Below are 11,424 nucleotides of genomic sequence, written 5' to 3'. Positions count from 1 at the left end.
AGTGGCAGGGAGCGAGCGCTCCGTGCCTTTCGCCTGTCCCGTGTCCGGCCCTTGCCGACGACGTCGTCAGGCGGCGGGCCCCACCAGCGGGTCGATCGTCCCGAGGGGGACCTCCCGGGTGCAGCGACGCACCCGGCTCACGGCCATCCGGGAGCCTGCGACCAGCCCGTACTCGCGCACGGCGTCCAGCCCGTAGCCGCTGCACGTCGGTACATACCGGCAGCGGGCCGGACGGCGGGCCGAGACCAGCCGCTGGTAGGTGCGGATCGCCGCGATCCCGAGGTGGCGCGGCAGCGCCCACCGGTGCAGCGGACGCGCGGCCGGGCGAGCCGCCACGGTCGCCGCGAAGGACGCACTCTCCGGCCTCGCCGCATCCGGCCCCGATCCCTGGGGCCCGGACCCCTCCGGCCCCGCCACACCGTTCGCCGGTGCCGAGGTGGGCGACCCGTCGACATCGTGTCCGCCTCCGCGGCGCGAGGGGCGGTGCTTCTTCGCGCGTCGCCGGTCCGGCCAGTCGCAGCCGGGGACCTCCAGGCAGGCCGCGCCCGTCCGGCAGGCGGAGCCCCCGCCGCGGCCGTTCCCGCCGTCGCCGCACCCGTTCATGTCGCACCCGTCGCACCCGTCGATCACGGCGGCACTGTAGCGTCCGGCGGACCGGGCCCGTCGCGCTGTCCTAGGCTGCACCGATGGGCTATCTCGACGACCTGTTCTCCCTGGCCGGACGCACCGCGGTGGTGACGGGCGGCAGCTCCGGGATCGGCCGTGGGATCGCCACGGCGCTCGCCCGGGCGGGCGCCGCCGTCGTGCTGGTGGCCAGGGGCCGCGAAGCGTTGGACGACACCGCGCGCGAGCTGGCCGCCCTCGGCTGTCGCACCGCCGTCGTCGTCGGTGACCTGTCCACCCGTGCCGGCGCGCGGCAGGCCGCCGACGACGCGGCCGGGCCGTTCGGCGAGCCCGACGTCGTCGTCTCCAGCGCGGGGGTCAACCTGCGCCCGCCCCTGGGGAGCGTCGACGCGGAGGTGTGGGACACGACGATGGCGGTCAACCTGGAGGCCCCGTTCTGGTTCGGGCAGCGGTTCGGCCCCGGCATGGCCGAACGCGGCCACGGACGGCTCATCCACGTCAGCTCCCAGCAGGCCCACCGCGCGTTCGTCTCCAGCGGCGTCTACGGCGTGTCCAAGGGCGGTCTGGAGTCCCTGGCACGCTCCCAGGCCGAGGCGTGGTCGCCGCACGGCGTCACCGCCAACACGCTGGTCCCGGGCTTCGTGCTCACCCCGCTGAACCGACGCCTCCAGGACGATCCCGCGCGGGTGGCCGCGCTCGCCGACCGCACGCTCGTGGGCCGCAACGGCCTGCCCGACGACTTCGCCGGGGCGGCGGTGTTCCTCGCCGGGCCCGCGTCCGGGTACGTCACCGGACAGGCGATCCACGTCGACGGCGGGTTCTCCGTGCACTGAGGCCCTCCCGGCAGCACACTGGCAGCACCGGGACGGAAGGAGCGGCCGTGGTCGAGGCGAGGGAGAACGTCCCGCAGTGGTTGCGCACGTCCGCGGGCTGGTCGTGGCGCCTGGTGGCCCTGGTGGTCGGCCTGTCCCTGGTCGTCTACGCCACCGCTCAGGTGGAGCTCGTGTTCGTCGCCGTCTTCCTCGCGCTGGTGCTCACCTCGGTGTTCCGGCCCCTGGCGGACGTCTACGACCGGATCATGCCGCGACCGATGGCGACGGTGCTGTCGCTGCTGACCGGCGTCGTGGTCTTCGGCGGGCTGATGACGTTCGTGGTGGCGTCCGTGGCCGGGCAGTGGACCGAGCTGGCGGGCCAGTTCGACACCGGGCTGCAGCAGATCCTCGACTCCTTGCAGAACCTGCCCTTCGGGCTGTCGGTGTCGGGGGAGCAGCTCAACCAGTGGATCGACAACGGCCGCCAGTGGATCTCCGACAACTCGGAGAACCTCGCCGGGCAGGCTGCGGAGTCCGCCGGGTCGGTGTTCGAGGGGTTCATGGTGATCGCGCTGGCGATCTTCTGCACCATCTTCTTCGTCAACTCGGGCGACCGGATGTGGCGCTGGTTCACCCGGCAGGTCCCCACCCGCAACCGGGGTCGCCTGCGCGACGCCGCGGCCGCCGGCTGGTACACGTTCTCCGGCTTCGCCCGCGGCACCGTCATCATCGCGTTCATCGACGGCATCCTCGCGTTCGTGCTGCTGAGCATCCTCGGCGTCCCCCTGGCCGCGCCCCTGGCGGTGCTGGTCCTGATCGGCGCGTTCATCCCGATCATCGGTGCGCCGCTGGCGATGATCGTCGCGGCGGTCGTCGCGCTCGCCGCCCAGGGCATCGTCACGGCGCTGATCGTCACGATCGGCATCGCGCTCATCGGCCAGCTCGAGGGCCACGTCCTGCAGCCGCTCATCATGGGCAAGCAGGTCTCCCTGCACCCCGTGGTGGTGGCCGTCGCGGTGTTCTCCGGCACGGTGCTGTCGGGGATCCTGGGCGCGGTCGTCGCCGTGCCGCTCGTCGCCGTCGTCTGGACGGTGTTCTCCACGCTCCGGGGCGAGGTTCCGGTCCCGTTGCGGCACGGGGCGCAGGACAGCCCGTCCGGCCCCGACGGCGAGCGGGCCGACGGCGGGGGTCCTGACGGCGGGGGTCCTGACGGCGGTGACTCCCACGGGCGCGGGGCCGACGGTGCGGGAACCGGCCGGGCGGTGGCGTCCGACGACAGCGGTGCGGGGCCGGGGGACGGGCGCGGAGTGACGACGCCGCAGAAGTCCTGACCCGCGCACGGCACCCTGGCAGGATCGGCCCATGGAGCCGTTCGTCCTGCGCAGCAGCGCCGTCACCCTGTCGGTCCCGACCCTCGCCGACGTCGAGCAGGTCGCCGAGATCTGCAGCGACCCGGCGATCCAGGAGTGGACCGTCGTGCCGTCCCCCTACGCGGTCGAGGACGCGCAGGGCTTCGTGGAGGAGTTCGTCGCCCCCGGGTGGGCCGCCGAGCACCGCTTCACCTGGGCGGTGCGCGCGCCGGGCGAGGTCGACGGGAGGGTGCTCGGCATGGTCGGCATGTCGTGCGAGGGCGAGCCGGGCACGCAGCGGCGTGGCGAGGTCGGCTACTGGACCGCTCCCGTCGCGCGCGGCCGCGGTCTGACGACCCAGGCGGCACGGCTCGTCGTGGACTGGGCGCTCGACCCCGACGGCCTCGGCCTGACCCGGGTGCAGTGGCAGGCGTTCGTGGGCAACTGGGCCTCGCGGCGCGTCGCGTGGAAGCTCGGCTTCCGGTTCGAGGGCACCCTGCGCGCCTACGGTCAGCAGCGGGGCGCGCTGCGCGACGCGTGGATGGCGTCGCTTCTGCCCGGCGACCCACGTGAGCCGACCGAGCCCTGGCCCGCCGAGGCGCCTGGCGCGGGAAGTGCTGTGGCGCCTGGCGCGGGCAGCGCGGTCTGACGTCGTGCCGACCGGCGCGTCCGTGACGTGCGCCATATCTGTTGCACGGTCCGTTCGGCCGGTGCGAGGGTGGACGTCGTCCCCGCGGGCAGGCCGCAGGTGAGAGGGGACGGACGAAGGGAGCAGCAGGTGACGGACACGACGGTCGGTCCGACCCTGCGCTGACCCTGCCCACCCGCACCCGGACCGGTGCACCCCTGGTGGACGGACGTCGTCGGCGCACCGACCTCGTTCCCCGGAGCACCATGCCTGCCCCCACCCCTTCCTCTCCCGCGGTCGTGCTGCGCGACCTCACGTTCTCCTGGCCCGACGGCGCCACACCGATCGCCGGCGTGTCCGGCACGTTCGGCGCCGGGCGCACCGGTCTCGTCGGCGACAACGGCACCGGCAAGTCGACCCTGCTCCGCCTCGTCGCGGGGCACCTGGCGCCCACGGCGGGCAGCGTGTCCGTCGCGGGTGCCGTCGCCGTCGTCCCCCAGCGGCTCACCCTCGACGTCGGCGCCACCGTCGCGGACCTCCTCGGGGTGCGGGCCCCGCTCGACGCCGTGCGCGCCATCGCCGACGGCGACGTCCGGCCCGAGCTGTTCGACGTCGTCGGTGCCGACTGGGACGTCGAGGAGCGTGCCGTCGCGGCGCTGGCTGCCACGGGCCTGCCCAGCACGCCGGGGATCCTCGACCGCACCGTCGGCACGCTGTCCGGTGGAGAGGCCGTGCTGACGGCCGTCACCGGAGTCCGGCTGGGTCGTGCCGACGTCGCGCTCCTGGACGAACCCACCAACAACCTCGACGGCGCCGCGCGCGAGCGCCTGACCGAGCTGGTGCGCACCTGGCGCGGCGCCCTGGTGGTGGTGTCCCACGACCGGGCGCTCCTGGAGCTCGTCGACGCGACGGCCGAGCTGCGCACCGGCTCCCTGACCACCCACGGCGGACCGTACTCGGTGTACGAGGAGTGGCTCGCCGTGCAGCAGGAGGCTGCGCAGCGCGCCGTGCGTGACGCGGAGCAGACCTGGCGCCGGGAGCGGCGCGAACGCCTCCGGACCGCCGAACGGATCGCGCACTCGCAACGTCGGGGACGCACCGACGCGGCGAACAGCAGGTACGTCAAGGCCGTGGTCGACGACCGACGCAACTCGGCCGAGAAGTCCCAGGGCAGCCGGCGTGGTGCTGCCGACGCGGCGGAGGCCGCCGCCCGCGCCGCGGTGGACTCCGCGCAGCGCGCGGTGCGCGACGACGACCGGATCGTGGTCGACCTGCCCGACGCCGACGTCCCCGCCGGACGGCGGATCGCCGTGCTGCACGGGGCGGACGGGCGCGAGGTGATCCTCGCCGGGCCGCAGCGGGTCGCCCTCACCGGCGCGAACGGCGCCGGCAAGACGACGCTGCTGGAGCGGCTGCTGGCCGGGCCGTCGGCGGCGGGCGAGCTGTGCACCGACCGGGTCGGGTACCTGCCCCAGCGCCTGGACGACCTCGACGACGACGCCACGGTGCTCGACGCGGTCCGCGCCGGGGCGCCGCAGGTGGCACCGGGCGAGCTGCGGAACCGGCTCGCGCGGTTCCTGGTGCGCGGCGACCAGGTCGACCGGCCGGTGTCGACGCTGTCCGGCGGCGAGCGGCTGCGGGTCCACCTGGCACGGATGCTGCTGGCGGACCCGCCCGCCCAGCTCCTCGTGCTGGACGAGCCCACGAACAACCTGGACCTGACGAGCACCGACCGGCTCGTGGAAGCGCTGCGCGCCTATCGCGGGGCGGTGCTGGTCGTGAGCCACGACCGCGAGTTCCTGGCACGGATCGGCGTCGACACCGTCCTCGCGCTCGGTCCGGCGGGCGTGCGGCCCGCGGGCTGACGACCCTCGGACGCGCCGCGGGGCGCCGACCGGGTCTCCCCGGCCGGCGCCCCGTGGCCCTCGTGGGAACGGCTCAGGCGCAGGTCGCGCCGTTGAGCGTGAACGAGGTGGGCTCCGGGTGCCCGGAGCCCGTCGTCGCCCCGTTGAATCCGAAGGTCGCCGACTGTCCCGCCGCGATGGTCGAGGACCATCCCGGGTGGGTGGCCGTCACGGTGGTGCCCGACTGTGTCAGGGCCGCGCTCCAGCCCGGGACGTCGACCCGCTGACCGCCCGGGTACTCGAACTGCAGGACCCAGCTCGTCACGGGGGCGTCCGAGGTGTTCGTCACCGTCACGCTGGCCGTGTACCCGGCGTTGCCGCCGCCCCAGTGCGAGGCCCGGTAGTCGACCTCGCACGCCCCGGCCGGCTCGGCGGTCGGGGTCGGTGTGGGCGTCGGGCCGGGATCGACGTCGTCCGCCAGCGTCGTGAAGGTCAGCACGGCGGTCTCGGCCGACACCTCGCCGGTGTTGTCGTTGCGGGCGCGGACCGTGACCGCGTACTCGGTCTCCGGCTGGAGCCCGGTGAGGTCGACCATCGGTGAGCCGTCGGTGGACGCGAGCACCTCGCCGTCGGCGGCGTCGAGGACGTCGTACCCCGTCACGCAGCCCGAGCGCGACGGTGCCCACATGACGTGCGCCGAGGTGGCCTTCACCGCCGAGGCCATCGCGGGGTCGGGCGTTCCGGGAGCCTCGTCGGGGCACACCGGGTCGGCGGTCGGGGTGGGGCTCGGGTCCGGGCCGTCACCGCCCAGGCCGGTCACCTCACCGTTCCCGCCGTCGAACACCACGTCGGAGCAGGAGTAGAAGTTCTCGTTGCTGTCCGAGCGCACCCAGTGCGTGAACACGATGTGCCGTCCGGTGCGGTCCGCCGGCAGGGTCACGTCCCAGTAGTAGTAGTTCAGGTCGCCGGGACCTCCGGTGTCCGGCGGGTTCACCACGGAGTCGATCAGCTCCAGGTCGTCCCAGCCGAGCTCGGCGGTGGGGTCGAACCCCTCGGTGGTGACGTAGACGTCGAACCGGCCGGGGTGCTGGGCCCAGTTGTTGTGCTGGAACTCGTAGGTCTCGCCCGCGGTCAGGTGCGTCGTCGGCCAGTCGGTGCGCGGCGCGTTGTACGGCTCGAAGTCGTACGGGCCGTTGCCGCCGCCGTCGCAGATGCGCCCGTCGGGGACGTAGCCGACGGTGCGGCCGGCACCGTTGGAGTCGAGGTTCCCGAACCAGTTGTACAGCGGCGACTTGCCGCTGGCTGCGACCGCGTCGGCGCAGGCCGGGTTGTTCGGGACGATGTCGCCGCCGGCCGAGGTGCCGTCGAGCCAGCAGAAGTACTGGCGGCTCCCCGGGAAGACCTCGGCGCCGTGGGCCTCGGCCGGTGCCGGCGCCGTCGCCACCACCAGGCCCGTCGCGCCCAGGACAACGGCGGCGGCCAGTGCTGCAAGTCGTCGCATGTCGAACTCCTTCGTTCGTGGACAGTTCCCTCAACAGTGGGCCGTGGCACGGTGGTGGTGCGACCGTGCGAAACGTTTCGTGCAGCACCCCGGGGATGCGGTTGGATGGCGTCATGACCCTCGACCTCGCCCCGGACAACCCGCTCCGCGCGCCCTCGACACTGCCGTACGGGCTGCCCGACTTCACCGCGCTCACGGTCGAGCACCTCGAACCGGCGCTGCTCGCCGGCATCGAGCAGCAGCGCGCCGAGATCGAGGCGATCGCGACCGCGACCACGCCCGTCACGGTCGAGAGCACCCTCCACGCGCTGGAGCGGTCCGGGCAGCTGCTCGACCGTGCGGCCACGGTGCTGTTCACCCTGGTGAGCGCGGACGCCACCGCCCAGGTCGAGGACGCCCACGCCCGCGTCGCGCCGGTGCTGGCCGCCCACCACGACGCCGTCCACCAGGACGCGCGCCTGCACGCGCGCCTCACGACGCTCCACGAGCGTGCCGCCGGCGGGGAGATCACCCTGCGGCCCGACGAGACGTGGCTGCTGCGCACCTGGCTCGACGCGCTGCGCCGCAACGGGGTCACCCTGCCCGGCCCGGAGCAGGAACGGCTGCGCGAGCTCAACGCCCGCCTGTCGGAGCTGTCCGCCGAGTTCGGGCGCCGCCTCCTCGCAGGGGAGAAGGCCTCCGGCGTGCTCCTCACCGACCCCGCCGACCTCGACGGCCTCGCCGCCGACGAGATCGCCGCCGCCGCCCGCGCAGCCACCGACGCCGGCCACCCCGGCGCGTGGCTGCTGGTGCTCCAGCTCCCGACCCGCCAGGACGTCGTGGCGTCCCTCGCCCGCCCCGCGGTGCGAGAACGGGTCCAGCGGGCCAGCGAGACGCGCGGCACCCACGGCGACGACCACGACACGCGTGCCGTGCTGCTGCAGATCGCCCGCCTGCGGGCCGAGCGCGCCCAGCTCCTCGGCTACCCCCACCACGCCGCGTACGTCGCCGAGGACTCCACCGCCCACGACGCCGACGTCGTCGGAAGGATGCTCGCCCGCCTCGCACCGCCCGCCGCCGCGAACGCCCGCGCCGAGGCGGACGAACTCGCGGCGCACCTGCACCGCACCGCTCCCGGTGCCGAGCTGCGGGCCGCCGACTGGGCGCACCTCGCCCAGCAGGTGCGCGGCGAGCGCCGCGCCCTGGACGCCGCCGACCTGCGGCCCTACCTCGAGCTCGAGCGCGTCGTGCACGACGGCGTCTTCGAGGCCGCCCGGCGGCTCTACGGGCTGTCGTTCGCCGAACGTCACGACCTGATCGGCTACCACGAGGACGTCCGCGTCTTCGAGGTGTTCGACGCACCGGAACCCGGCACGCCCGGCGACGGGCTCGGCCTGTTCCTCGCCGACTGGTACACCCGGCCCACCAAGCGGGGCGGCGCCTGGATGAACAGCCTCGTCGAGCAGAACCACCTGCTCGGGCGGCGACCCGTCGTGCTCAACAACCTCAACGTCGTCAGACCGGAGGACGGCCGCCCCACGCTGCTGTCCTGGGACCAGGTCATCACCCTGTTCCACGAGTTCGGGCACGCCCTGCACGCACTGCTCTCCGACGTCAGGTTCCCCTCGCAGTCCGGCACCAACGTGCCGCGCGACTTCGTGGAGTTCCCCTCCCAGGTCAACGAGATGTGGGCGTGGGAACCGCAGATCCTGCGGTCCTACGCCGTCCATCACCTCACCGGCGAACCGATGCCCGACGCATGGGTGGACACCCTGCTCGCCGCCCGCGCCGACGGCGAAGGGTTCGCCACCACCGAGTACCTCGGCGCGGCCCTGCTCGACCAGGCGTGGCACCGACTGGCACCCGCGGACGTCCCGACCCGCGTCGAGGACGTGGCGACCTTCGAGACGACGGCGCTCGCGGACGCCGGGATCGACCTCGCGGCGGTCCCGCCCCGCTACCGCACGACGTACTTCAACCACGTGTGGGGCTCGGGGTACGCCGCCGCCTACTACAGCTACGTCTGGTCGGAGGTGCTCGACGCCGACACCGTCGAGTGGTTCCGCGAGAACGGTGGCCTCACCCGCGCGAACGGGGACACGTTCCGCCGGCTCCTGCTGGCACGCGGCGGCTCGCAGGACCCGCTGGTCTCGTTCCGCGACCTGCGGGGGCGTGACGCCGAGATCGGTCCGCTCCTGGCACGCCGCGGCCTGGGTACGGTGGCGTCGTGAGCATCCCCACCGACCCGCGCCCCGAGACCACCGCCGCCGACGAGGTCGTCGGCATCTGCCGCGACCTGCTGAGGATCGACACCTCGAACTTCGGTGACGACTCCGGACCGGGGGAGCGCAAGGCCGCCGAGCACGTGGCGGCGCTGCTCGCCGAGGTCGGACTGGAACCGCAGGTCTTCGAGTCCGCGCCCGGGCGCACCTCCGTCGTGGCCCGGTGGGAGGGCACCGACCCCTCCCGGGGTGCGCTGGTGCTGCACGGGCACACCGACGTCGTGCCCGCCCAGGCGGCGGACTGGACCGTGGACCCCTTCGCCGCCGAGGAGATCGACGGCATGCTGTGGGGCCGCGGCGCCGTCGACATGAAGGACATGGACGCGATGATCCTGGCGGTCGTGCGCCAGATGGTGAGGGAGGGTCGCCGGCCTGCGCGAGACGTCGTCATCGGGATGTTCGCGGACGAGGAGGCCGGGGGAGTGCTGGGCGCCCGGTGGCTCGTGGACCACCACCCCGAGCTCTTCGACGGGGCCACGGAGGCGGTGAGCGAGGTCGGCGGCTTCTCCGTCGAGGTCGCAGGGCGGCGCGCCTACCTGGTCCAGACGGCCGAGAAGGGCCTGGCGTGGTTGCGCCTGGTCGCCGACGGACGTGCCGGGCACGGCTCGCAGGTCAACGCCGAGAACGCGGTGACCGAGCTGGCCGCCGCGGTCGCGCGGGTCGGGCGGCACGCGTGGCCCTACACCCTGACGCCCACCGTCGAGCGGCTCCTGCGCGGCGTCGCGGACCTCACCGGACTGCCGTTCGACCCCGACGGCGGTGCGGACCCCGGCCAGGTGGACGCCCTGGTGGCGGCCCTCGGACCGGCCGCGAAGTTCGTCGGCGCCACCGTGCGCCACACCACCAACCCCACCCAGCTCGCGGCGGGCTACAAGGCCAACGTCATTCCCGGCACGGCGTCGGCGACGCTGGACGTGCGGACCCTGCCGGGCCACGAGGACGAGGCGCACCGCACGCTCGCCGAGCTCGTCGGACCGGAGGTGCGGATCGAGACGATCCACGCCGACCAGGCCCTCGAGGTGCCCTTCTCCGGCGGTCTGGTCGACGCGATGGTCGACGCCCTGCACGCCGAGGACCCGGGCGCCGCCGTGCTGCCGTACACGCTGTCCGGCGGCACGGACAACAAGTCGCTCGCACGCCTGGGCATCACCGGCTACGGGTTCGCGCCGCTGCAGCTGCCCGCGGACCTCGACTTCGCGGGCATGTTCCACGGCGTCGACGAGCGGGTGCCCACCGACGCCCTGAAGTTCGGCACCCGGGTGCTGGACCGCCTGCTGTCGACCTGCTGAGACAGGTGCGGGCTGCGGCGCCCGCTCAGCGGTGCGCCAGGGACTCCAGGAGCCGGCGGACCTGGTCCACGTAGCCGCCGCCGAACAGCACCGCGTGCACCGCCAGCGGGTAGAGCTGGTGCAGGTCAACGCGGTCTCGCCAGCCGGGCGCCAGCGGGTGGGTCTCGTCGTAGGCCGCCAGGATCACCTCGAGGTGCGGGGCGCCGAACAGTGCCAGCATCGCCAGGTCGGCCTCGCGGTGCCCGCCGTGCGCCGCCGGGTCCACCAGCACCGCGGCGACGCCGTCGGGCTCGTCCCCGCCGTCGTCCCCTGCGCTCCCACCGGCGTCCGGGGCCGCCGCGCGCGTCCACATCACGTTGCCCGACCACAGGTCCCCGTGCAGCCGCGACGGCGGCTCGGCGGGGCCGGCGAGAGCGCCGAGCCGTGCGCACACCGCGTCCACGGCCGCGGCGTCGTCGCGGTCGAGGACGCCGCGGTCACGCCCCTGCTCGACGACGGGCCGCAGCCTGGCCTGCGCGTAGAAGGTGGGCCAGTCGTCGAACGCCCCGTCGACGAGGACCAGGGGGTCGTCGAGCGGGCCGAAGAAGCCGCGCCGGGCGCCCGGAGCGAGGACCCCGAACGCCGGGGCCCCGGCGTCGTGCATGGTGGCGAGACGGCGTCCGAGGTCGCGCGCAGCGGCGCGGGTCGGTGCCGCGGAGCCGATCCGCTCCAGGTCGAGGTGCGTGGGCCCGGTGCCGAGCACCCGGGCCACCCGCGGGCCGCCGACGACGTCGAGCCAGCGCAGCCCGGCCGCCTCGGTCTCGAAGAACCCGGCGGGGGCGTCGGCGCGGGCCTTGCGGAAGGTGCCCACTCAGAGGGTGGACCGTGCCTTGATGATCTTGCGGCGCAGCCACACCCGCCGCTCACCGCCGAGGTAGAGCCGGCTGCGGGCCAGCTCCCAGCGGCCGTACTCGGCCTCCTCGGTGAGCATCTTGCGGGCGTCCGGGACGGAGACGTCCCGGTCGATCGTGACCACCCGGTACTCGTACTGCCCGTGCCTGCGCCAGCTGGATGCCATCGACTCGCCTCCTGGTGCCCCAGTTCACCATTTTCGTGTGCCCATTGTGCCCCTCTTGG

General features: G+C 74.3%; 10 protein-coding genes and 1 pseudogene. 7 read left to right on the top strand and 4 right to left on the bottom strand.

Going from position 1 to position 11,424, the window contains the following annotated elements; all coding sequences use genetic code 11:
* Window positions 1-66 precede the first annotated feature (66 nt).
* Window positions 67-603: a membrane protein insertion efficiency factor YidD gene (gene yidD, locus ACNHYB_RS03615; RefSeq protein ID WP_418277987.1), complete on the bottom strand. Its 537-nt coding sequence runs from the start codon at window positions 601-603 to the stop codon at window positions 67-69.
* Between the two features lie 83 nt (window positions 604-686).
* Between yidD and ACNHYB_RS03610 the strand changes: the two genes are divergently transcribed.
* The 5 genes and pseudogenes from ACNHYB_RS03610 to ACNHYB_RS03590 all read left to right on the top strand — a co-directional run bounded on the left by ACNHYB_RS03610 (window position 687) and on the right by ACNHYB_RS03590 (window position 5,278).
* Entirely contained in the window at window positions 687-1,457 is a 771-nt protein-coding gene (locus ACNHYB_RS03610) for an SDR family NAD(P)-dependent oxidoreductase (RefSeq protein ID WP_418277012.1), read from the top strand.
* A 47-nt stretch (window positions 1,458-1,504) separates the two neighbouring features.
* Window positions 1,505-2,767 carry an AI-2E family transporter gene (locus ACNHYB_RS03605; RefSeq protein ID WP_418277011.1) on the top strand — a complete coding sequence of 421 codons (1,263 nt, stop codon included), beginning with the start codon at window positions 1,505-1,507 and terminating at the stop codon, window positions 2,765-2,767.
* A gap of 31 nt (window positions 2,768-2,798) precedes the next feature.
* Window positions 2,799-3,434 carry a GNAT family N-acetyltransferase gene (locus ACNHYB_RS03600; protein WP_418277010.1) on the top strand — a complete coding sequence of 212 codons (636 nt, stop codon included), beginning with the start codon at window positions 2,799-2,801 and terminating at the stop codon, window positions 3,432-3,434.
* A gap of 347 nt (window positions 3,435-3,781) precedes the next feature.
* Window positions 3,782-4,201, top strand: a pseudogene (locus ACNHYB_RS03595) (ATP-binding cassette domain-containing protein); the annotation flags it as partial.
* Between the two features lie 51 nt (window positions 4,202-4,252).
* Complete coding sequence (locus ACNHYB_RS03590) at window positions 4,253-5,278, top strand: ATP-binding cassette domain-containing protein (RefSeq protein WP_418277986.1); 1,026 nt, start codon at window positions 4,253-4,255, stop codon at window positions 5,276-5,278.
* 73 nt (window positions 5,279-5,351) lie between these two features.
* Here ACNHYB_RS03590 and ACNHYB_RS03585 read toward each other — a convergent pair whose 3' ends face one another.
* Window positions 5,352-6,758 carry a lytic polysaccharide monooxygenase gene (locus ACNHYB_RS03585; RefSeq protein WP_418277009.1) on the bottom strand — a complete coding sequence of 469 codons (1,407 nt, stop codon included), beginning with the start codon at window positions 6,756-6,758 and terminating at the stop codon, window positions 5,352-5,354.
* A gap of 113 nt (window positions 6,759-6,871) precedes the next feature.
* Here ACNHYB_RS03585 and ACNHYB_RS03580 point away from each other — a divergent pair, with 113 nt between their 5' ends.
* A complete protein-coding gene (locus ACNHYB_RS03580) occupies window positions 6,872-8,968 on the top strand; it encodes a M3 family metallopeptidase (protein ID WP_418277008.1) in 2,097 nt (698 codons plus the stop codon).
* Window positions 8,965-10,308 (top strand): M20/M25/M40 family metallo-hydrolase, encoded by a 1,344-nt coding sequence (locus ACNHYB_RS03575; protein WP_418277007.1) that lies wholly within the window; start codon window positions 8,965-8,967, stop codon window positions 10,306-10,308. The genes ACNHYB_RS03580 and ACNHYB_RS03575 overlap by 4 nt, the downstream gene beginning before the upstream one ends.
* A gap of 25 nt (window positions 10,309-10,333) precedes the next feature.
* On the opposite strand, the gene ACNHYB_RS03570 is transcribed toward ACNHYB_RS03575, so the two are convergent.
* A complete protein-coding gene (locus ACNHYB_RS03570) occupies window positions 10,334-11,158 on the bottom strand; it encodes a fructosamine kinase family protein (protein WP_418277006.1) in 825 nt (274 codons plus the stop codon).
* Window positions 11,159-11,365, bottom strand: a complete 207-nt coding sequence (locus ACNHYB_RS03565; RefSeq protein ID WP_418277005.1) for a DUF5703 family protein — start codon at window positions 11,363-11,365, stop codon at window positions 11,159-11,161.
* Window positions 11,366-11,424 lie beyond the last annotated feature (59 nt).

Origin of the sequence: Isoptericola jiangsuensis (assembly GCF_048320105.1) — a bacterium.
Classification (GTDB): domain Bacteria; phylum Actinomycetota; class Actinomycetes; order Actinomycetales; family Cellulomonadaceae; genus Isoptericola; species Isoptericola jiangsuensis_A.
The sequence above is the reverse complement of the archived record's forward strand: the minus strand, read 5'-3'. Positions and strand labels throughout refer to the sequence as shown.